General features: G+C 70.9%; 20 protein-coding genes. 8 read left to right on the forward strand and 12 right to left on the reverse strand.

Annotated elements, in window-relative coordinates:
- The 8 genes from ACTMSW_RS26175 to ACTMSW_RS26210 form a co-directional block, all read right to left on the reverse strand.
- The gene (locus tag ACTMSW_RS26175; protein WP_441183346.1) at positions 1-2,076 is read right to left on the reverse strand and encodes a hypothetical protein; all 2,076 of its coding nucleotides are present in this window, start codon (positions 2,074-2,076) and stop codon (positions 1-3) included.
- A gap of 45 nt (positions 2,077-2,121) precedes the next feature.
- Positions 2,122-3,762 (reverse strand): MAC/perforin domain-containing protein, encoded by a 1,641-nt coding sequence (locus ACTMSW_RS26180; protein ID WP_441183347.1) that lies wholly within the window; start codon positions 3,760-3,762, stop codon positions 2,122-2,124.
- A 68-nt stretch (positions 3,763-3,830) separates the two neighbouring features.
- Complete coding sequence (locus tag ACTMSW_RS26185; RefSeq protein WP_441183348.1) at positions 3,831-5,087, reverse strand: hemopexin repeat-containing protein; 1,257 nt, start codon at positions 5,085-5,087, stop codon at positions 3,831-3,833.
- A 5-nt stretch (positions 5,088-5,092) separates the two neighbouring features.
- Positions 5,093-5,761 carry a hypothetical protein gene (locus ACTMSW_RS26190; protein WP_441183349.1) on the reverse strand — a complete coding sequence of 223 codons (669 nt, stop codon included), beginning with the start codon at positions 5,759-5,761 and terminating at the stop codon, positions 5,093-5,095.
- 2 nt (positions 5,762-5,763) lie between these two features.
- Positions 5,764-6,540: a hypothetical protein gene (locus tag ACTMSW_RS26195; RefSeq protein ID WP_441183350.1), complete on the reverse strand. Its 777-nt coding sequence runs from the start codon at positions 6,538-6,540 to the stop codon at positions 5,764-5,766.
- Positions 6,541-6,684: 144 nt separating this feature from the next.
- A complete protein-coding gene (locus ACTMSW_RS26200) occupies positions 6,685-7,164 on the reverse strand; it encodes a hypothetical protein (protein ID WP_441183351.1) in 480 nt (159 codons plus the stop codon).
- An 8-nt stretch (positions 7,165-7,172) separates the two neighbouring features.
- Positions 7,173-7,760: an RNA polymerase sigma factor gene (locus ACTMSW_RS26205; protein ID WP_441183352.1), complete on the reverse strand. Its 588-nt coding sequence runs from the start codon at positions 7,758-7,760 to the stop codon at positions 7,173-7,175.
- Positions 7,753-8,913, reverse strand: a complete 1,161-nt coding sequence (locus tag ACTMSW_RS26210; RefSeq protein ID WP_441183353.1) for a S8 family peptidase — start codon at positions 8,911-8,913, stop codon at positions 7,753-7,755. The genes ACTMSW_RS26205 and ACTMSW_RS26210 overlap by 8 nt, the downstream gene beginning before the upstream one ends.
- Before the next feature lie 80 nt (positions 8,914-8,993).
- On the opposite strand from ACTMSW_RS26210, the gene ACTMSW_RS26215 reads away from it, so the two are divergent.
- Positions 8,994-11,729 (forward strand): CHAT domain-containing protein, encoded by a 2,736-nt coding sequence (locus ACTMSW_RS26215; RefSeq protein ID WP_441183354.1) that lies wholly within the window; start codon positions 8,994-8,996, stop codon positions 11,727-11,729.
- Between the two features lie 63 nt (positions 11,730-11,792).
- On the forward strand, positions 11,793-12,725 hold the full coding sequence (locus tag ACTMSW_RS26220; protein WP_441183355.1) for a hypothetical protein: 933 nt from the start codon (positions 11,793-11,795) through the stop codon (positions 12,723-12,725).
- Between the two features lie 39 nt (positions 12,726-12,764).
- Here the strand turns inward: ACTMSW_RS26220 and ACTMSW_RS26225 are convergent, their stop codons facing one another.
- Positions 12,765-13,529: a group II truncated hemoglobin gene (locus ACTMSW_RS26225; RefSeq protein WP_441183356.1), complete on the reverse strand. Its 765-nt coding sequence runs from the start codon at positions 13,527-13,529 to the stop codon at positions 12,765-12,767.
- Positions 13,530-13,602: 73 nt separating this feature from the next.
- Between ACTMSW_RS26225 and ACTMSW_RS26230 the strand changes: the two genes are divergently transcribed.
- The 4 genes from ACTMSW_RS26230 (at position 13,603) to ACTMSW_RS26245 (ending at position 16,203) form a co-directional block, all read left to right on the forward strand.
- Entirely contained in the window at positions 13,603-13,950 is a 348-nt protein-coding gene (locus ACTMSW_RS26230) for a winged helix-turn-helix transcriptional regulator (RefSeq protein ID WP_441183357.1), read from the forward strand.
- A gap of 267 nt (positions 13,951-14,217) precedes the next feature.
- Positions 14,218-14,949, forward strand: a complete 732-nt coding sequence (locus ACTMSW_RS26235; RefSeq protein WP_441183358.1) for an alpha/beta hydrolase — start codon at positions 14,218-14,220, stop codon at positions 14,947-14,949.
- A 214-nt stretch (positions 14,950-15,163) separates the two neighbouring features.
- Positions 15,164-15,688: a hypothetical protein gene (locus ACTMSW_RS26240; protein WP_441183359.1), complete on the forward strand. Its 525-nt coding sequence runs from the start codon at positions 15,164-15,166 to the stop codon at positions 15,686-15,688.
- Positions 15,689-15,855: 167 nt separating this feature from the next.
- Positions 15,856-16,203 carry a VOC family protein gene (locus tag ACTMSW_RS26245; protein ID WP_441183360.1) on the forward strand — a complete coding sequence of 116 codons (348 nt, stop codon included), beginning with the start codon at positions 15,856-15,858 and terminating at the stop codon, positions 16,201-16,203.
- 142 nt (positions 16,204-16,345) lie between these two features.
- Here the strand turns inward: ACTMSW_RS26245 and ACTMSW_RS26250 are convergent, their stop codons facing one another.
- Complete coding sequence (locus ACTMSW_RS26250; RefSeq protein ID WP_441183361.1) at positions 16,346-16,495, reverse strand: hypothetical protein; 150 nt, start codon at positions 16,493-16,495, stop codon at positions 16,346-16,348.
- 234 nt (positions 16,496-16,729) lie between these two features.
- Positions 16,730-17,176, reverse strand: coding sequence for a GNAT family N-acetyltransferase (locus ACTMSW_RS26255; protein WP_441183362.1), 447 nt, complete (start codon positions 17,174-17,176; stop codon positions 16,730-16,732).
- A 398-nt stretch (positions 17,177-17,574) separates the two neighbouring features.
- On the opposite strand from ACTMSW_RS26255, the gene ACTMSW_RS26260 reads away from it, so the two are divergent.
- Positions 17,575-18,255 (forward strand): DUF998 domain-containing protein, encoded by a 681-nt coding sequence (locus ACTMSW_RS26260; protein ID WP_441183363.1) that lies wholly within the window; start codon positions 17,575-17,577, stop codon positions 18,253-18,255.
- A 135-nt stretch (positions 18,256-18,390) separates the two neighbouring features.
- Here the strand turns inward: ACTMSW_RS26260 and ACTMSW_RS26265 are convergent, their stop codons facing one another.
- The gene (locus ACTMSW_RS26265; RefSeq protein ID WP_441183364.1) at positions 18,391-18,786 is read right to left on the reverse strand and encodes a VOC family protein; all 396 of its coding nucleotides are present in this window, start codon (positions 18,784-18,786) and stop codon (positions 18,391-18,393) included.
- Positions 18,787-18,971: 185 nt separating this feature from the next.
- On the opposite strand from ACTMSW_RS26265, the gene ACTMSW_RS26270 reads away from it, so the two are divergent.
- Positions 18,972-19,613 (forward strand): tetratricopeptide repeat protein, encoded by a 642-nt coding sequence (locus tag ACTMSW_RS26270; RefSeq protein WP_441183365.1) that lies wholly within the window; start codon positions 18,972-18,974, stop codon positions 19,611-19,613.
- Positions 19,614-19,739: the final 126 nt, after the last annotated feature.

A 19,739-nucleotide genomic window follows, 5' to 3' on the forward strand; every position in this document is an offset into this window, starting at 1 on the left:
TCAGCCCTGCCCGCCGGTGGTGACCCCGGGGTCGGTCTTCTTCGGCACCCGTACCAGCAGGTCGCCGCTGCCGTCGCCGCTCTGCCACGGGCCGAGCCACTCGTCGCCGTCCTCGGTGAGCGTGCCCTTGATGACGACGCGGACCCGGTACCGGTAGCCCGGCGAGGCGCCGGGCCGGCCGGTGTAGAGGCCGAACCTGCGCTCCTTGTCCTGGTCGGCCAGGGTGAAGGTGAAGGTGCCGATCGGGCGGTCCGCGCCGTCGGGCCCCTTGCCGTCGGGCTGGACCTGCACCTCCACGACCTGGTTGCTCTCGGTCAGGGTGCGGCTCAGGGTGATCGGGGCGAGGGCGAGCACGCCGGCGTTGTCGGCCCGCACCTCCACGTTCAGCTCGTCGCTGAGCGTGCCGAACTCGCCGGCGTCCAGGTCGACCTCGTTGGCCTCGACGAAGATCCGGGAGAATCGGCTGTCGAACGCCGAGGCCGCCTCGTCGAAGTGGATGGTGCGCCGGACGAACACCTTGTCCGGCCGCCATCCCTCGGGCGGGTTGCTGACCTCCTCGGCCTTCTTCTGGGTCTGCCGGGCGAAGAACACCTCGCTGGAGGAGCCGTTGGCGTAGACCAGCGTGCCGGCGGTGCTCGGCGCGACCGGCGTCGTCTCCCCCACCGGCTGCCCGTCGCCCTGCACGCCGGAGGCGTTGACGTCGGCCGGCCGCTCGGGCGGCAGGAACTGGTGCGCCGACCACGCGATCTCGCCGCTGACGTTCGGGTAGCCGATCTGGACGCTGGCGAACTTCACCGGGTCGCCGCTGACGCCACGCTCCGGGTCCGGCCACTTGATCACCGGACGGCAGACCGTCGTGATCTTGCGCTCCCAGTTGTCGAGGTAGAGGGTCCGCAGGTACCGGCTCTTCAGCTCGGGATTGGTGGCCAGCAGCGCCGCGATGCCGTCGACGTTTCCGCCCATGGTGGTGGGCTGCGCGTACACCTCGTCGACGTTGAACGTGAAGGAGTTGGCGATCTCGACCTTGTCGCGGCGGTAGTTGAGGTTGAAGCCGCCGCCGAAGCCCCAGCCGAAGAGGCCGAAGAGGCCGCCGGGCTTGGGCGGCGCCGGGTCCTGCACCTCCGGCATCGGTTGGAAGATCACCTGCTTCGCCTGGTCCAGCCACATGGCGACGAGCATGTCGATGTACTTGGTGACCATCGCCTCCTTGTTGTCCGCGCCGGGGATCGTGCGGTCCATCTCCAGCTCGACGGTGATGGCGCCGTTCATCCGCAGGGTGTTCCAGGTCGCCTTCACATCGGCCGAGCTCCACCAGTAACTGGCGCTGGCTTGCGCGGTGAAGTGCGAGAAGACCCGCTCCCAGTCGGCGGTCATGCGCAGCCTGGTGATCGGCGACCACAGCGGCAGGACGAGGTCGGCGTTCACGGCGATCGGCACCTCGACGGAGAGCAGGCCCTGCTCCACCTGGGCGGCCGCGTAGGTGCCGAGGTTGACGATGAACGGGTGCTCGGCGGTCGGGGTCAGGGAGCCGGCGCCGGTTCCCTGGGCGTTGACGAAGAACGGGTCACCGGGGTTGCCGCCCGCGACGCCGTCCTGGTCGGTGATCATGATGCGCAGGGTCGAGCTGCGGATCGGGATCGGGCGTATGTCGGCGAGGGTCGCGCGGCCGGCGACACCCGGCTGCACCTGCCAGAAGCGGTCCCGGCTGCCCTGCTGCATGCGCTCCAGGATCTGCTTGTGCGCGGCGCTGAGGATGCCGTCCGGGGGCGCGCCGGTCATCGCGAAGCTCAGCACCCCGCCGGAGGCCTCGCGGGTCTGGCCCGGTGCGACGCCGATGTTGGTGTTGCCGTCCTGCGTACCGACGTAGTGCAGGAAGCTGAGTCGGTAGTCGCCGTCGAGCTTGCGGGCGAGCCGCATCGAGTTGGGCATCCAGTAGAAGACGGGGTTCTTCCCCGCGGCCTGTAGCTCGTCGTTGTGCTTGTCCGGCAGGAAGAGCAACGAGTACTCCACGCCCGCCTCGCTCAGCGTGACGGACTCGAATCCGCCGGCCATCATCGGTCCTGCCGCGTTCACCATCGTTCACTCCTCAGGTTGTCTGTCGGCCACCCGAATGCCTGCCGGTCAGCGGTTCGGGGCATCGTCGTACTCGAATATCTCTATTGACGCGGCGCGGTTGTCCCACTCGGGCGGCAGCGTCAGGACGTCGGCGAGAAACTCGACGGAGTTTCCCTGGAAGTTCGGTGCGTCCCAGAGCCTGGCGACAAGACCTCGGGGCACCAGCAGAGTGCTGATCGTCCGGGCGCCGAGCGAGGTCGCGCCGAGGTCGGGGTAGCCGCCGATCTGCAGGACCAGCTGACGGTTCCACAGAGAGTCGAGCGCGACGACGTGGCTGACCTTGGGCGGCCCGTCGGCGACCGGGTAGACCACCAGGGACGAGATGCGGTCGTTCCATTCCATCGGCACCGCCGGCGCGTCGGCGGTGAAGTCGATGAAGGCGCCCTGGAACCAGCCATGCTCGTAGGCCCTGACCGCCAGCCCTTCGGGCACCTTCAGACCGCTGATCTGGTCGTTGCCGACCAGAATCTGCCCCTTGGCGTCGTCGTACCAACCGGGCGTGAGCTTCTGTGACCGACCGGGGATGCCCTGCCACTCCGCGGCGTAGCCGGCGTGGGTGAAGATCTCCGCCTGCGTGCTGCTGTGCTGTAGTCGCGGGGGAATCAGCAGACCGCCGGGAAGCTCCAACGCGAAGTACTCGGCGGCCGAGAGGTCGTCGATCACCCGCGAAACATGTCGGTTCAGCCGGTTCAGCGTCTCGGTGACCGCTACGCCCCACTCGGTGAGCGTCGCCCGGTCCGGCGGCGAGTCGAAGTACTCGGGATGGAGCATGACCAGATCGAGATCGTTGCGGATCGTGAGGAGCTCCAGCCGCTTCTTCAGGCTGTCGTCGAGCACGTCGCGCTGGAGTTGGATGTCGAACCAGTTCGGACTGTCCTCGAAGATCAACGTGTCGTACGGCGCCAGCTGTACCGAGTAGGCGCGCGGGTTCTCCTGGATCGACGACGCGAAGGTCTTGAGCCGGGCCATCACGGCGTCGACGTCTCCGGTGTAGGAGATCTGTTCTCCCGATCCACCGCGTTGGTAGACCGACACCCGGACGTCACACACCCGTCGCAGCTCGGACACCGTGCTCTGCAGCGAGGCGCTCACCGAGCCTCCGGCCGCGACGCCGTCGAAGCTCGCCTTGAGTGCCACGCCCAGCTCGCGCTGGTTCTCGGTGCTCTTCGACGTGATCGCCAGGACGGCGAAGTACTCGCCGCCGCTCTTGACGCCGCGGATGAACAGATCGCCGTACCGCTTGCGAAACACGTCCATCCTGCCGCTGGCGACCAGAGCCCGCGCGTCCTCGACGGGCATGGGCTGCTCGACCCGCTTGAAGGCGTTCGTGACGTCGGCGCGGGCGACCAGGAAGGTCGAGGTCGAGTCGAAGCGGGACTTCTCCGCGAACGAGAACTTCCCTTCGACACTCGTCAGGCCGTAGCGCCCTTCGGCGCTGACGCTGATTCCCAGGGAGTTGTACATCTGCTCGGCGGTGTAGGTCAGCGATGTGTCGTAGTCAGCGCCCATTCCGTCGTCGCCCTCGGCGGCCGTCGCGACCGTGAAGTCCACGGCGCGCAGTGAACCGACCCCGCCGGTCAGGTCGTCGACGCCGTAACCGAGTGCCATTCCGTCGCGGAACGGGATATTGCGTTCTTGGGCAGACATTGCCGATCTCCTTACCAGTGAAGCCGTCCGGGGCCGACGGCCCCGAGACGACCTTCACCACGAGTCGTTCACAGGGTTGCCGGGTAGTAGATGAGGGTGGGGTCGAGGCCGCGTGCGACGACGGCGGCCGCGTTGGCGAACAGCCGCTGGTTGGCCCGGTTGCGCGGGGCGACGCCGGGGTTGCCGTCCTCGCGCAGGTGCGACTCGGCGGCCGCGGCCAGCCAGTCCCCGGCGTTGGCGGCGGCGGTGAAGGTCGGCCACCGGTTGGGGAAGAAGGCTCCCGCCCAGGCGATGCTGTGCGCGCCGAGCCGGGCGTCGGCGGGCCACTGCGCCCAGCCGGGAAAGAAGGCGGCCAGCCGCGCCTCGTTGACGTCGAAGCGGCGGCGGACGAGGTCGTCGATCGCCGCGTCGGGCAGCTCCAGGTTGTGGATCTTCTTGGCTGCGAGGTGTCCCTTGCGGGCCAGGTCGGGGGCGTTCTTGATCATGTGCCACTCGGCGACGATCTCGTCGTGCGTGGCCGGGGTCCGGCTGTCCTTGTGCACGAACGGCAGGGCCGCCGCCTCCTCCGGCGCGTCGACGAGGTTGCCCACGCCGATCGTCACGAGGCCCTTGATGTCCTGGTACAGATAGGGCAGGCGACCCTCGAAGTCCGCGCTGAACCCGGGAAAGACCTCCCGGACCGACACCGCCCTGCCGGCCGGCGTCTCGACCGGGCCGGTGGGTGTCGGCGCGGCCAGGGGGCCGATCGGCAGTCCGGGCCAGTCGCTGATGGATCTCGGGTACTCCTCGACCAGCGCGCCGCTGTCCGGGTCGTGCCGCGCGTACTGGTCGCCCGCGAAGAAGTACGGATTGCCGCTGGGCCACCACAGCGCCGTCTCGATCCCGCCCGGGAAGATGCCGGGCCAGTCCTCGGCGATCGGCCGCTGTTCGGGGTCGATCTGGCCGGTGGCGCCGTCGAACCGCTGGTACAGCCCACCGCGGAAGAAGTAGGCGTTTCCGCTGCCCCAGAGCACCGCGGCGTCCACCCCGGACGGGAACAGGCCGGGCCAGACGTCGGCGATCGGGCGCGGTCCGTCCCGCACCGCGCCGTTCTCCAGGTCGTACGACAGGCACTGCTCGCCGCGGAAGAAGAACACCGTGCCGTCGCTCCACGGCAGGGCGGCGTCGATGTCCCTGTCGAACAGTCCCGGCCATTGGTCGCCGATCCGCAGCGGGTAGCCGTCGTCGATGCTGTCCCGTTCGATGTCGTACCTGATGTACCGGTCGCCGGTGAAGAAGTACGCCTTGACGCCGGAGGGGGCGACGAACCCGCAGAGCTTCTCCATCGTCGTCACCCCGCCGTCGCGGTCGGGGTCGGCTCGTCGCCGGCGACCGTGCCGACGTGGTGGAACACCCGCGACTCGACGACGTCGCCGCCAGCAGTTCTGATCTGCTTCAGGGTGTCGTCGCGCAGCTGCGGCCGGAGAAACGCGCCGAACGCGGCGACCTGGTACTCGACACGGCCGGACACCACGGTGTCGTCCCGGGTCCAGAGCGCGGCGGTCACGTTGTTCACCCTCGTGGCGACGCCGACCTCACCGCCGAGTGCGGCCAGCAACTCCTTCTCGAACTCCTCCTGGATGAGCCGCAGCGGGATCCGGACGGTGAGCGTCACCAGCGTGCGGCTGCCCAGCTTCCGCAGCGCCGTCTCGTCGTCGGGCAGGGCGCCCGCCAGCGGCCGGGTCTGTGGCTCGTCGATCTCCGCGCCCAGCAGGTGCATCCGGCGGCGCATGCCGAAGAAGCCGCCGTTGCAGCCCAGGGTGGTGATCACCAGGCACCGGTACTCCGGCGGGAACCCGTCGCCGGCCGCCCGGTAGAGGCTGCGGACGAACAGTGTTCCGGGCGGCAGCGACCCGTCGTCGCCGGCGTTGGGCAGGACGTCCTGCAGCATCGCCTCCTCGAATGTGGCCGCTACCGCGGACGGTTGCAGTCGCGCGTCGCACGTGATCAGGTTCCGCATCGTCAGGCCTCCGTTCCGGTCACGCCGATCTGCATGTGCAGGTGGTTGTGGTGCGCCTCGCGCCCGTGCGCGGTACCGGGGGCGGTCGCCGGGTGGTCGGGGTGCATCACGAAGCTGCGCTCCCCGATGGCGGTCGGGGTGTCGAGCCCGTCGGGGCCGGCCGAGCGGTCCTGCCACTCGGTGGCGATGAACTCGTAGAGGGCCCGCCAGAAGTCCTGCACGAACGGGTCGGCGGCCTCGTCGTCCAGCCGGTACGAGGTGGCCGGCCCGGTGCCGGCGGGCCACGCGCCACCGGGTGTGGCCGCGGTCGACACGGTGCCCCAGTCGTCGTGGACCGTGAGGATCCACTCCGCGCCGTCCTCCGCGACGCCCTTGACGCCGACGAGGTCCACCGCGCGGCCCTGACCGTGGCAGTCGGTGCGCGGCCGGCCCTGGTGGTCCACTCCCCCGCCGGCGATCCCGAGGTGGTACAGCTCGACGACGTTGTAGGTCCCCGACAGCCACTGGCAGAGCCGGACCAGAGCCAGCGCGTTACGGGGATCCAGCCGGTCAGGTGCGCCCGGGGCGCTCGGTTCGCCGAAGGTGGCGGTGCCGGAGGCCAGGTACCGGACCACCACGCCGGCGACGTTGCCGGCCGCCAGCTCGGTGCCGTCCCACCCGTCCAGGCTCACACCCGCCGGGCTGCCGAACCCCTCCAGCCGGATCACGTCGCTCGACTGCAGCTCGAGCAGTTCGGCGAACGCGTCCTCCTTGCTCATGGCGCGTGCGGGATCGCTCACAGTGCTCCTCCTCCGAGGCGGCCGCAGGCGGTCGACTCCCGCGGCACGTTGGTTCGTCACATGCCGGAGGGGCGGAGCGGAGGATTGATACAGCGGATGTCAAAAAGGCGCCACGGCGCTCGCGTCGGCGCTACGGGCGAGCGACTACGGCATGATCCAGTCGGTGATCACGGCCATGCCCGCTTCGGTACGCGCCTGCAGCCGGAACGGGACGACCGGAACCGTCCCGACCACGAACCAGCCGAACTCGTCGACCGGAACCTCGCCGGTCGCACCCTCGGCGTCCCGGATCCGCACCACGCCGGGCTGGGCCGGGACGAGCTGGCCCCGTATCGCGTCCGGATGTATCTCGACCTCGATGGCGAGGCCGCTCGCGGTGAAGCTCAGCGCGCGCGGCCCGCTGCCCGGGCCGGACGGCTCACCGCGCAGCCCCACGGGCTCGGGCTCGGCGAGCCGGGAGTCGAGCCGCAGCTCGGCCAGCTCGGCGTCGACGGTACGCCAGGCGTAGGCGGCCTTCCCCGCGCGGACGAAGGACTCGGGCACCTGCCGGCCCTCCTGGACCGCGGCGCCCAGCTCGGTGAGGAGGCGGTCGTCGTCGCGCCACCAGCCCTGCTCGTCGGTCATGTCGTCCATCATGGCCCGCCCGGCCGGGTCAGCTCGAGGGCGGCCAGCGCCGGGCTGCGCCGCAGCCGGTCCAGACAGCGGCCGCGGTTAGGCCCGATCGCTCCCACCGGGATGCCGAGGGCGTCACCGATCTCGGCGTACGAGGCCGGCGGGTCGGCGAAGAGCATGCCCAGCAGCCGACGGCAGCGAACCGGCAGCTCGCCGAAGGCCACGCGGAGCGCGTGCCGACGCTCCCGCACCAGCAGGGCGCTGTCCGGACCGGCCGGCTCCTCGGCGCCGTACGGCTCGGCGCCGAGCTGCGCGTCGTCGACAGGCACCTGCCGTTTCCTGGCGCGCAGCAGGTGCAGGCACTCGCGCTGGGTCGTCGAGGCGAGCCAGCCGGGCAGGGCGGCCGGTTCGCGCAGCGTGTCGAGGTGCTCGACCAGCCTCAGCCAGACGCTCCCGCCGACGTCGTCGGCGTCGCTGCCGGTCAGCCCGTAGCGTCGGCACACCGACCACACCAGGGCGGCGTACCGCTCGACGATGCCGTCCCAGGCCGCGGCGTCGCCGGCCCGGGCGCGCCGGACGAGGTCCACCACCGCGGGGTCGTCACGCATGGGGTGACCGGCGTATCAGGGTGCCCTCCGTGAGGAGGTCGTCGAGCGCCTGCCGGGGAGTCGCCGATCCGGGTACCGTCCGGGCGGCGATCGCGCCGGTGACGGTCGCCGCGGCGAAGGAGGTGCCGCTCCACTGGGCTTGGCCGGTGAAGCGCTGGACGCCGCCGTCGCCGAGCCGGACCATCCCGGTCAGGTACTCGCCGGCCACGCCCACCCCCGGCGCCGAGCAGGTCACCCAGGGCAGGATCGGGCTCCACTCGGGAACGCTCCCGTCCTGGTCGACCGCGCCGACAGCCACCGTGGGGGCCACCGCCGCGGGCCAGCAGGCGGAGCTTCTGGTGCGGCCGGCGGTGAGATACGCCAACGCGCCGTGGTTGCCGGCCGCCGCCACGACGAGTACGCCGGCGCCGAGCCGCTCGATGGCGCGCGCGATGACCAGCGGCGGCCCGCCGGCGATCGTGTAGCAGCCGAGGGAGAGGTTGAGCAGGTCGAGCTGCTGGTCACGGGCCAGCCGGACGATCGCCCGCGCCACGTCCCACGAGTCCGCGCGACCGGTGGCGGCGTCGAGGACGCCCTCGACGTGCAGCTCCGCCGCTGGCGCCTGCCGCCGGATCAGACTGGCGACGAACGTCGCGTGCCCCGCCCGGAACGGCAACGGGTCCTCGTCGGTCCCGGGCGCGGGCGGCGCGAGCGGGGTGTCCACGAGGCCCACCCGGACGCCGCGCCCGGCTTCCGGGGTGCCGCCGGAGGCGAGCGTCACCTCGCCGGCGCCGACCGGTTTCGGCTCCGCCCCGGCCATCGGCTTGTGGCCGCTCACCGCGACCGCCCCGATCGCCGACATCGGCTTGTGGCCCTCGCCGATCACGGCGTCGACCACCCGGTTCTTGCCGATCATCGGCTGCCAGCCATCCCGTTCCGCGGCCGCCCGCTGGCGCAGCAGCGCGAGCACCTCGCCCACGTCCAGGTCTCCCCCGCCGGCGTCCCGGAGCTCGCGGAGCCGGGCGAGGCCGAGCAGGTCGTCCCGGTCCTCCGGGGCCTGCTCGGCGTACTGGACGCCCAGCTCGCCCAGCAGGGCCTCGACGGGTTCCAGGTGTTGGACGTCCACGACGAGTTGGTCGAGGTGATGAGATCCCGACACCGAGTCCTGCGACATCTCGATATTGTCCTTCCTGGACAGCTGTCGCCGCGTCACGAACATGCCACGTTTCTCTGATGGATCCACGAGGGCAGCCCGTGATACAGCCTCCGCCGTACGCGCCCCCGGCCGTCGGGGACGCCGACCCGCTGCCCGACCCGCACGGTGCGATGGCCGGGGCCCTGGCCGCGCTGGCGGCGGTGGACCAGGATCCGGCCTCCGGCCTGCCCCTGGCTGCGCGTGCCGTGCGCGGGGCCGTACGGGCGTCCCACCCGGCGGCGGCCTCCACGGCCGAGCGCGCCTGGGGTCATGCGCTGCTGCACGTCGGCGAGGTGGACGACGCGGCCCGCCACCTCAGCCGGGCGGCCGCCTGGGGTGTGCGGGCGGGCTCACCGCACCTGACCGCGGAGGCCCGGCAGAAGCTCGCCTTCGCCGTGCTCCAGGCCGGCCGGCCACGGGCCGCGCTACGCGAGATCGACGCCGCGCTGCCGCACCTGCACGGGGTCTCGGCGGCCCGCGCCCGGGCACAGCGGGCGATCGTGCTGCACGTGATCGGCCGCCTCGACGAGGCGCTGACCGAGTTCGAGGCGGCGCTGCGGGTGCTGCGCCGTCACGGCGACCTGCTCGGCGTGCAGCGGATGCTCATCAACCGGGCGCTGGTCCACTCCGACCGGCACGCCTTCGCCACCGCCGAACGGGACCTGCGCGAGGCCGAGACGCTGGCCCGGCAGCTCGGCCGGCGGCTGACCATCGGCCTGATCGCCAACAACCTCGGCATGATGGAGACCCTCCGCGGAGACGTACCCGCCGCCCTACGGCACCTCGACCGGGCGGAGCGGATCATCGCCGCGCACGGCGCTCAGCTCGGCACCCTGTACCAGGACCGGGCCGAACTGCTGCTCTCCGTGGGACTGGTCGCCGAGGCGAACACCGCCGCGACCCACGCCGTCGCGGCCTACCGCCGCGAGAAGCGCTCGCTCAAGGTGCCCGAGGTGCAGTTGTTGCTGACCCAGGCCAACCTGCTCGCCGGCGACCCCGCCGCGGCCCTCCAGCAGGCCCGAACCGCGATGCGCCGGTTCCGTACGCAGGACCGGCCGGAGTGGGCCGAGATGGCCCGACTCTGGGTACTCCGCGCGCGGCTGGCCACGGGTGCTCGCCCGCGCCCGCCGGCGCCGGTACTCGAAGCCATGGTCACCACGCTGGAGGCGGCGGGCTGGCCCGGGGCGGCGCTCGACGCCGCCATCGTCGCGGCACAGGTGAGCACCGGCCGCCGCGCCGGAGGTGCCGACCGCAGTGCGGACTACCTCCGACGTGCCGCCGCCACGTCCGCCACGCGCGGACCAGCGCTGGTCCGCGCCCGCGGCTGGTACGCGAGAGGACTGCGGCGGCGGGTCGCCGGCGACCGCAACGGCGTCCTCTCGGCTGCTCGAACCGGGCTGCGGATCCTCGACGAGCACAGTGCGGCCATGGGCGCCACCGACCTTCGCGTCCACGCCGCGGCGCACCGCGCCGACCTGACCGCGCTCGGGCTCCAGGTCGCCTTCGAGACCGGACACCCGCACCATCTGCTCGAATGGTCCGAGCGGGCGCGAGCCAGTCAACTGCTGGCCGCCCCGGTACGACCGCCCGAGGACCCCGAGCTGACCGCACTGCTGGCCAGACTGCGGTCGGTGACCCGGGACCTGGCCGACCCGGCGGCCGCACCGGCGCCGCTGCTCGCCCGGCAGGCGACGCTGGAGCGTCGGATCCGGGACCGGAGCCGGCACCTCGGCGGCGCGCACATCGGTGCGCCGCCGCAGCCGGTGACGCCGCGGCAGCTCGCCGCCGCGCTGGGCCACTGCGCGCTCGTTGAGTACGTTCGCCACGACGGAGCCCTGCACGCGATCACGATCGTGGACGGACGGGTACGGGTCCGCTGTCTCGGAACCACGGCCGAGGTGGCCGACCTCATCGAACGCGTCACCTTCGCCCTACGCCGCCACGTCCTGCGCGCCTCGGGGGCGGCGGCGCTGACCGCCGCGACGCAGTTGCTGCGAGCCAGCGCCGGGCGGCTCGACGCGCTGCTCCTCGCGCCGCTGACCGAGCTGGACGACCGTCCCCTCGTGGTGGTGCCGACCGGCGCTCTGCACAGTCTGCCCTGGTCGCTGCTGCCCCGCTGCGCCGGACGACCGGTCACCGTGGCACCCTCCGCGACGCTCTGGCACCTGGCCGAGCACCGCCGTCCGGCCACGGACGCCACGCCCGCGAACGGCGCGGTGACCGCCGTCGCCGGCCCCCGGCTGCCGGCCGCCGCCGCGGAGGCGGCGGCGGTCGCCGCGATACACGGCGGCAGGTCTCTCGTCGGCGTCGACGCGTCGGTCGACGCGGTTCGCGCCGCGCTCGCCCAGTCGGGCCTGGTGCACCTCGCCGCGCACGGCCGTCTCTCCGCCGAGAACCCCCTCTTCTCCGACATCGCGCTCGCGGACGGACCCCTGATGATCTACGACGTGGAGCGGCTGCCCCGGGTGCCGCACACCCTGGTCCTCGCCGCCTGCGACAGCGGCCGCCCGGTGGTCCGCACCGGCGACGAACTGCTGGGCCTGGGCGTGGCGTTCCTGGCCCGCGGCACCGCCCAGCTCATCGCCTCCGTACTACCCATACCCGACGCCAGCACCACCCCCGTCATGCTCGCCTTCCATGAACGACTGGCCGCCGGCCACTCCCCGGCTGCGGCCCTCGCCGAGGCACAACACGCGCTCGGCCGCCAGGACGCCCACACCGCCGCCGCGGCCGCCGGATTCATCTGTATCGGCGCCGGCACCCGCCCGCCGTTCCCGCGCTGTCCCGACCGCTGATCCGGCTCCTCCGCAGCGGCGGAAACGGTTGTATCAGGGGCGGCCCGACGGGATCCGCAGGGCATGACAGCACACCGAAGCCGGTCCGTCCTTCTCACCGCGCCGACCGCCACGGTCGCCGCCGCCTCGCTGACCGCCTGCCGGCCCGGGACCACAGACGTGTCGCCCCGCGATCCCGCTGCGGAACCCCGCAGCGGTGGTGGCGCCGTGCCGCTCGACGTGGGCGGCTGTCCCGAGCCGGGCGCCCGCACCGGCGCCGTCCTGCCGGCCGTCGACGGCTACCGCGCCATCGACAACCCCTGCCTGGCCTTCCTCGACCTCGCCACCCAGGTCACCGCGCTCGTCCCGCCCGGCGCCGACCGGCGCCAGGCGGCCACGTTCATCGGCAACGTCGGTCGGTTCGCGGACCGGCTCGGCCAGGTGAACGACGTCGCCGAGTGCGCCTACCAGACCGACCGGCTCGCCGTACGCATCTACCACAGCCGGGAGAACAGGTGGTCCGTCGGGCTGGCCGCGGTCGTCCGCGGTCGCCTGGGCGCGGTCGCGGACACCGCCCTCTGCTTCCTCATCGAGCAGGCCGCGATCCTCGGGCTCCGCATCCGAGGTGCGGCTCCCGACGCGGACCAGGCGTCGTACTGCTTCAACACCACCCGCCAACGGCGCGGCGGCGAGGACTACACCATCATCTGGATGGGGTCCTCCATCCGCATCTGCAACGAGTTCCAGGACCGCTTCGTCCCCGGCGACGGGAGACTGGTCGCCGTCCAGGCCAAGCCCACGGTGGCGCTGCGGCGCGGGCCGTCGACCAGCGACCAGGCGATCCGGCGGGTGCCGGACGGCACTCTCGGCCGGGCGATCTGCGGGACGACCGGCGAGTCGGTGAACGGCTACGACCTCTGGATCCGCACCGACATCGTCGGGGACCGCGGCTACATCGCGGTGGCACACCTGGACAGTGCTCTTCCGCTGGGCGGGCTGGACGAATGCCCGAGGTGACACCCGGGGCGGCAGGCAGGGATTCCGGCGGGTTGCCGGTCACCCCGGGTAAGGCGGGGCGACACCCCAGCCCCACCGGGGCGCCGGGGCCTGCCGGATCGGGTCCGCGTCGGGTTGGGAATTGCGTACCGCCAGCCGGGTGCCCCACTCGAGGTAGCTCGCGAAGGCGGCGCGGAACTCCGGATCGTCGGGGAGGCCGACCTCGTCGGCGGCGTCCATCATCAGGTTGACCCACCGCCGACGTCGGGCCTCGCTGATCGCCTTGCCCACGTGCTGACCGAGCATGTGGCGGTAGCCGCCACGCTTCGCGGTGTAGGCCGCCGGTCCGCCGAAGACCTCGACAAGCCACACCGCCACGTACCGGGCGTGGTCGGGGTCCATGCGCGCGAACATCGGTGCGAGCAGGTCGTCCGCGCGGACCAGGCGGTAGAACGCCGCGCAGAGCTTCATGATCGCGTCGGTGCCGCCGGCCCACTCGTACAGGGTCGGCGGCGCGGCGCCGCCAGGGCCGGAAACCGGGGTCGGGGCGTAGTGCCGCATCTCCTCGATGTCCTCGACGTACGGCTTGATCGCGGCGAAGAACCGCCCGAACACCGGGCCGCGCCGAAAACCGTCCAGGTGCTCGTCGACCGATGTCCAGGTGATGCGCAGCAGGTAGCAGGTGGGGTCGTCCAGGCAGCGGCTCAGCTCGTAGTCCACGCACTGGGGCGCGGCGCGCAGCGCGTCGGCGGCCCGCTCGTACGCCGCCTCGAAGCCGTCCGACCGCTCCTGCGGCAGGCGGTACCGTATGTATTCGATGACCATGGGTACAGCCCAACAGCAGCGGCGACGGCGATCAAGTACGCACCTTCCGGTACGTACCCTGAGGGGACCCACGATGCCCAGGCGATACCACTGCCCGGTGGAGCTTGCCGTCGACGTCATCGGCGGCAAGTGGCGACCGGTGATCCTGGCCCATCTCAAGGAGGGCGTGCACCGCTACGGCGAGCTGCGCCGCCGGATGCCTGGGGTGAGCGAGAAGATGCTGACCCAGCGTCTGCGCGAGCTTGAGGCCGACGGGCTCGTCGTGCGGCGCGCCCACGAGACCACCCCACCCCGGGTCGAGTACCGGCTCACCGAGGAGGGGCGCAGCCTGGCCCCGGTGCTGCAGGCCCTGTACGACTGGGGCGCCGCGCGGGCCGCCCGTGTCGGTGAGCCAGTCGGCGAACCCACCCGACCGACCTAGCGCTCCCGAGCCTCCGGACGGCTCACCCCGAAGGATCGAGCACCCGCACCCGACGGTCATCCCGTCGCTGGCGCGAGCGCTTTCCGGCCAACGAAAACCCGTTGGCGGGCCACGGCGACCACTGCTACCTTTCCGGCGGCCGTGCGAGAGATCGAGGAGGTGGTACCCGTGACCGCAGTATCGACATGGGTGCTCCCCTCCGGGGTCATGGTCGGGCGATAGGTCGTCCGGGAGCGCCGTTCACGAGCACTCCCGAAAGGCACGACCATGCGATTTACCTCCCAACAGCGCCTCGACGACGGCGTCCTCGAACGCAGGTTCACCCTCGGCGAGATCCCCGGCCTCCTGTGGACGCCCGGGTCCGCCTCCGCACCGGCCCCGCTGATCCTGCTCGGCCACCCGGGCGGACTGCACCGGATGTATCCCCGACTGCTCGCCCGCGCCCGGCACTGCGCGGCGGAGGGCTTCGCCGCGGCCACCATCGAGCTCCCCTGGAGCGGTGACCGGCCCCGTTCCGCCGCCGCCGAGGAGGCCCGGGCCGATCTGCGCCGGGCGCTGGAGGCCGGCGAACCGGTCGGCGACGAGATCGTCGACCGGTTGGTCCTCCCGCTGGTCGAGAAGGCGGTGCCGGAGTGGCGTGCCGCCCTGGACGCCCTTCTTTCGCTGCCCGAGATCGGCGGACGCGTCGGGTACGCGGGAGGGGTGATCTCCATCGGCATCCGGCTGGCGGTGGTCGAGCCGCGCATCTCGGCAGCCCTCCTGTTCGCCGGGAGCTTCGTGCCCCGCACCATGTTCGAGGAGGCCCGGCAGGTCACCATTCCGCTGCAGGTCCTGCTGCAGTGGGACGACGAGGGAAACGACCGGCAGATGGCCCTGAACCTGTTCGACGCCTTCGGCACCAACGAGAAGACGCTGCACGCCAACATGGGCGGGCACACTGGCGTCCCGCAGTTCGAGGGGGACGACGGGAACCGGTTCTTCGTCCGGCACCTGACGTGAGGCCGGGCCGTGAGGCCGGCGACAGACGATAGGAGCAGTCGGCCAGGATGCCGCTCATCGAGGACGGTCCCGACCCTCCTCGATGGCGGTGGTCGGCAGACGCACGGCCCCGACCGCGGCGTACACGGTACCGGCGTCTGGCCCGGGGCTGTTCAGCACGGGCCGGCTTCCGGTCAGGTTTCGCCAGCTGTCACTTCCGGGTAGCGGATGGCCCATGAACCGCAATCTCGTGAAGGCTCTGCAGGTTGCGTGGGGACTGCCGGAATTCCGCAGCGGGGTGCGTCATCTCATCGATCTCGACGAGGTGTCGGTGCTGCTGGCCACGCTGTCCGTTGCGGATCATGACCACGAGGTGGAGAGCAGCCTGCTGAGCCTGCTGCGGTCCGGCCTGGACACGCTGGAGATCCGGGAAGCCGTGTTGCTGCTGCTGGAGCAGGACGAGGTGCGCCGGCCGCTCGTCGCGGCGCTGGTGGAGCCGCTTGCGGACCGGCCAGGTCAGGCAGCCGCCATCGCTTCGGCGGCCGAGGATCCGGCGGTGCGTCGTGAGGTACGGGCGGTGCTGGGCAACGCCAAGGTGCGCGAGCTGATCTGGCAGGCGATCGACAACCAGGTCAACGACAACCGCCTCGGCCTGATCCGCAGGGCGGCGTTGCTGTTCGTGCGGCATCCGAGCGTCCGGCGACTTGCGTGGGCCGCGCGCCGGCACGGATTGCTGCGTGAACTACGCCGTAAGCCGTGATCCGCGTCTGTCGACACAGGACGGCGGAATTTCGCCAGCGTTGAACGCGACGGATCAGGATGCCGCGGCACGTCCAGGTGTGAGCGCTGTGCAGCGTCCGCCCTGGTTGCCTCGTGAGCCGGGGGTCACTACCCGTACGAGCCAGTACTTCGCAGGCAAGGATCCGCATGACGATTCGCCGTGCCGTACCCGATATCACCACCGCCGACCCGGTCGGGAGCAGCGGCTTTCTCCCAGCTTTGGGCTTCCGGGACGAAATGAACCTGGGCTGGGTGGTCAACTTGGTCTCACCGTCCAACCCCACCGCCCAGGTCATCCTCATCACCAAGGATGCAGCGGCCTCCGTCAACCCGGACCTCAGCGTCGAGGTCGATGACGTTGACGCCGCCTACGAGGCGGTACGCGCGACGGACGCAGAGATCGTGTACCCGATCATCGACGAGCAGTGGGGCGCCCGGCGCTTCTTCGTCCGCGCCCCGGCCGGCAGGGTGGTCAACGTCGTCAGCCACCGTTGAAAAGCAAACGGCCAACGGTCTACCGTCCCGACAAGCCCCTCGTCGAATCTGGCGAGATGGCGACTCGTGTGGAGTGTGACGTCTCCGCTCGTCGACGCAAGCCCTGGAGGCGGCACATCCGGATGGCGTCGACCGGTCGCGGTCATCGCTCGGGCACGACCTGGATCTCCACTCGGTGCCGGAGGTAGTCGTCGTTCGAGGTGCGAGCGATCCGTACGGCCTGAGCAACGTGGTCGTGCATGTGGCTGGGGTACATCTGGGGATCCAGGGTGAGGCCTGGCGTCGATGCCATGGGCGACCATGGTAGCCGGCGCTCCTCAGCCCGACCTCGCTCAGGTTTCCCAGCTCTTGGCCAGCTGATTGCCGTGACGCAGACCGGCGCTCGGAAGGCGGTGAAATGAGGATGCGGGCCGGGCCCCGTGACTCTGCGGCACCTCGAGGACGCCAGGTGACACGTCGAGCGTCGGCGCCGCGCCTGCCGAGCCGGTTATCCGCTCGTCGCGTCCGGTTGCCCGCCGACTGCTCATCAGGTCAGGCGCCTGCGAAGAATGTGGTTGAGCCCGAATTCCGTCTCGCTGGTACGGACGTCGACATAGCCGAGTCGGTGGTAGAACCCGTGCCCGGTGATGCTGGCCCCGGTCTCCATGTAGTCGTAGCCGTCGATCACAGCCAGCGCCTCGATGTGCCGCATCAAGCGTCGCCCTATGCCCTGGCCGGTGGTCCGGGGGTGCACGAACATGGTGTAGACCTTGTTGCCGTCACGGGAGACCGTGCCGGCGATTCCGTCCCACTCGGCGACGAACATCTGTCTCTCCGTGGCGAGTTCCTTGATGCGTGCCGGTGAGAAGTGGGCACACATCCGCTCGATGACATCGGCTGGATAATCGTGGCTGTTGACCTGACGCAAACAGCATTCGATCAAACCGGCCACGGCCGAAGCGTCTGCATCCTCGAACAACCGTATCGTCGCCATCGATACATTCTGCCTGCCACCTGAGGGCAGAAGACAGAAGGTGCCCGGGGCCCTGCGGTGCGCTGGCGGCGGCACGAGCGTGCGCGCCAGTGAACGGACGACGCTTGTCTTCGCGCTGCATGTCAACCGATGCGTGGTCTACCTGGTGAGCCGTCTCCGCGTCGTCGACAAGCAGCGGCGCGACTGCTGCGGCGCCGCTCCGACAACATGGCACGACCGGGCATATCCGGGTCACGACGCCTGGGCGATGCTCCGCACGTTCACGAACGCCACGCCTTGTCAGCGGCAGAAGAGGACACAGGTATCAAGCACCTCGGCACAGGCATCGCCGCAGACTTGGCCGCGCCTTGTCAACCTCGGTTGACAGATCGGGCCGACTGTCAACTACGGTTGACGACATGACGTTGACAGCAGTGGCTGCTGCCACCCCTGAGCCGCCGCCCCCGCGCCCGGGCCGGCTTCTTGTCGCAGGCCTCATCGCCGGCCCCCTCTTCACTACGGGATACCTGATGGAAGGCGCTCTCAGAGGCCACGAATACTCCGCACTACGCCATCCGGTCAGCTCTCTCGCACTCGGACGGCAAGGCTGGCAGCAGATCGCGACCTTCGTAGTCTGCGGCCTGCTGGTGGTGCTGTTCTCGATCGGCCTGCGTCGGGCCCTGCGCCCAGGCCCGGGCGCGCTGGCCCTGCCACTGCTGGTGGCCGTATGGGGCGTAGGCCTCGTCGGTGCAGGAGTTTTTGTGACCGACCCCGTGGCCGGTTACCCGACGGCGACAACGCCTGTCACCTGGCACGGCCGGTTACACGACCTGGCCTTCTCGTTGCCCGGCTTCGCCGCGCTGAGCCTCGCCATGCTGACCGCGAGCGTCGCGTTCGCGCGGCGCCGATCAAGGTGGTTCGCGCTGTATTCGGCGCTGAGCGCGGTGGCCTTCGCCGTACTCTTCGCGTTCGCGACGATGGGTTTCGCCGGCCTCGATCCGTGGAGCCCCGTCGCGGGCCTGTGGCAGCGGCTGTGCGTGTCCGTTGGATGGCTGTGGCTGGCCCTCCTGGCTGCACAATGCCGCCGAGTGAACCGCTGATCCGACGGTCGTGCGCACTCTCATCGGCAGGACCGCGCGTCGAACGCCGCCACGCCCGTCACTCAACGTGACACACGGCCGGCGGCAGGTCAGGATGTGTGATCTTTGGCGCCTCGGCTGGCAAGTGCGGCGACCTCAGATGGCGCCGAGGAGGTCCCACCGGTTGCCGGCAACGTCGAGGAAGACCGCGACCCGGCCATAGGGCTCGGTCCGCGGTTCCCGTACGAAGGTGACGCCGGCCTCGGTCATCCGCCGGTAAACGGCGTCGAAGTCGTCGACGCGGAGGAAGAACCCGACCCGGCCGGCTACCTGGTTACCGACAGCGGCACGCTGGTGTTCTCCGTCGGCGCGAGCGAGCAGAATTCCGGTCTGGGCACCCGGCGGCCGGACGACGACCCACCGCTTGGGTCGCCTGTCATTCGTCAGCGATGGGGAGTCCTCGACGAGGTCGAAGCCGAGTACGTCGGTGAAGAACGCGATCGCAGGGTCGTACTCGTCGACGATCAGGGCAACCAAGTCGATCTGCACCACGGCAGCGTACGCGGGGTCGTGTTCTGCTCGCCGCCCGCGCGCCGACAGCGGCATCAGCGAGCATTCGGCCAGGGCTGGCCAGCCCCCCGCCGGGCAATCTAGGCTCCGGGCGCACGCATGCAACCACGAGGGATCCGCGTTGGGCGATACGCAATCGACAGGCGGGGCTGGGAGACGGGGCAGCGATGAGCGGTGAACAACGAATCGAACACGCCCGGCTGCTCTACGAACGAGCCGTCTTCGGCGGCGACGGCGACGCGCTGGGGATCGCCGAGCGGGAACTGGACGGAGTCGAGGCAGATCTCGCCCTGGCCCGTGGCCGGATCCTTCATGCGCGGTTCCTTGAGGACGGTAACGAAGATCCACACGAGCTAGCGCTGTTCGAGCGTGCGGCGCAGCTGTATCAACTGCTCGGGGACGGGCGCGGCGAGGCCGAGGCGCTGTTCTGGGTCGGCACCTTCCGCCAAGTGGTAAGGCGTGACCATCACGGCGCGGTTCCGCCTCTTGCACGTTCGTACGAGCTGGCGACGCAAGCCGGTGACAAGCTGACGCTGTCGTATGCGGTTCGGCACCTCGGCTTTGCGGACATGGCCGCAGGAGCCAGTAGTAGGGCGCGTGAGCAGTTGGAGGAATCTGTACGGCTTCGCCGGGAGATCGGGTTCTCAGCCGGCGTCGCCGCGGGCTTGCTTGCGCTGGCCTACCTGACCGCCGAAGAGGGGCAACGCGACGACGCGCTGGCGCTGGTCGAGGAGGCGGGTGCGGTCGCGGAGGCCTGCGATGCACAGGGTGTTCTCCGGTGGGTGGAGGAGGCACGGAGGCAGCTGTAGGCGTCCGCCGATCGTTCTGTGCCCCGGAAACGCGCGCTCATCGACACATCCGGATCCCCCATCCCGTGCCGTTCGGCCACGCTCCGTGACGCTCGGTCTGCGCGACGGTTATTCGGAGATGGACGG

Origin of the sequence: Micromonospora sp. BQ11, from assembly GCF_052068135.1 — a bacterium.
In the GTDB taxonomy this organism is placed as follows: Bacteria; Actinomycetota; Actinomycetes; order Mycobacteriales; family Micromonosporaceae; genus Micromonospora.

What these genes read in the sequence shown, in the direction of transcription:
- ACTMSW_RS26230 (WP_441183357.1), top strand. Translation starts at nt 13,603, where the DNA reads ATGCCCAGGCGATACCACTGCCCGGTGGAGCTTGCCGTCGACGTCATC.
- ACTMSW_RS26225 (WP_441183356.1), bottom strand. Translation starts at nt 13,529, where the DNA reads ATGGTCATCGAATACATACGGTACCGCCTGCCGCAGGAGCGGTCGGAC.
- ACTMSW_RS26250 (WP_441183361.1), bottom strand. Translation starts at nt 16,495, where the DNA reads ATGGCATCGACGCCAGGCCTCACCCTGGATCCCCAGATGTACCCCAGC.
- ACTMSW_RS26220 (WP_441183355.1), top strand. Translation starts at nt 11,793, where the DNA reads ATGACAGCACACCGAAGCCGGTCCGTCCTTCTCACCGCGCCGACCGCC.
- ACTMSW_RS26245 (WP_441183360.1), top strand. Translation starts at nt 15,856, where the DNA reads ATGACGATTCGCCGTGCCGTACCCGATATCACCACCGCCGACCCGGTC.
- ACTMSW_RS26235 (WP_441183358.1), top strand. Translation starts at nt 14,218, where the DNA reads ATGCGATTTACCTCCCAACAGCGCCTCGACGACGGCGTCCTCGAACGC.
- ACTMSW_RS26185 (WP_441183348.1), bottom strand. Translation starts at nt 5,087, where the DNA reads ATGGAGAAGCTCTGCGGGTTCGTCGCCCCCTCCGGCGTCAAGGCGTAC.
- ACTMSW_RS26190 (WP_441183349.1), bottom strand. Translation starts at nt 5,761, where the DNA reads ATGCGGAACCTGATCACGTGCGACGCGCGACTGCAACCGTCCGCGGTA.
- ACTMSW_RS26255 (WP_441183362.1), bottom strand. Translation starts at nt 17,176, where the DNA reads ATGGCGACGATACGGTTGTTCGAGGATGCAGACGCTTCGGCCGTGGCC.
- ACTMSW_RS26210 (WP_441183353.1), bottom strand. Translation starts at nt 8,913, where the DNA reads ATGTCGCAGGACTCGGTGTCGGGATCTCATCACCTCGACCAACTCGTC.
- ACTMSW_RS26205 (WP_441183352.1), bottom strand. Translation starts at nt 7,760, where the DNA reads ATGCGTGACGACCCCGCGGTGGTGGACCTCGTCCGGCGCGCCCGGGCC.
- ACTMSW_RS26200 (WP_441183351.1), bottom strand. Translation starts at nt 7,164, where the DNA reads ATGACCGACGAGCAGGGCTGGTGGCGCGACGACGACCGCCTCCTCACC.
- ACTMSW_RS26270 (WP_441183365.1), top strand. Translation starts at nt 18,972, where the DNA reads ATGAGCGGTGAACAACGAATCGAACACGCCCGGCTGCTCTACGAACGA.
- ACTMSW_RS26260 (WP_441183363.1), top strand. Translation starts at nt 17,575, where the DNA reads ATGACGTTGACAGCAGTGGCTGCTGCCACCCCTGAGCCGCCGCCCCCG.
- ACTMSW_RS26180 (WP_441183347.1), bottom strand. Translation starts at nt 3,762, where the DNA reads ATGTCTGCCCAAGAACGCAATATCCCGTTCCGCGACGGAATGGCACTC.
- ACTMSW_RS26240 (WP_441183359.1), top strand. Translation starts at nt 15,164, where the DNA reads ATGAACCGCAATCTCGTGAAGGCTCTGCAGGTTGCGTGGGGACTGCCG.
- ACTMSW_RS26175 (WP_441183346.1), bottom strand. Translation starts at nt 2,076, where the DNA reads ATGGTGAACGCGGCAGGACCGATGATGGCCGGCGGATTCGAGTCCGTC.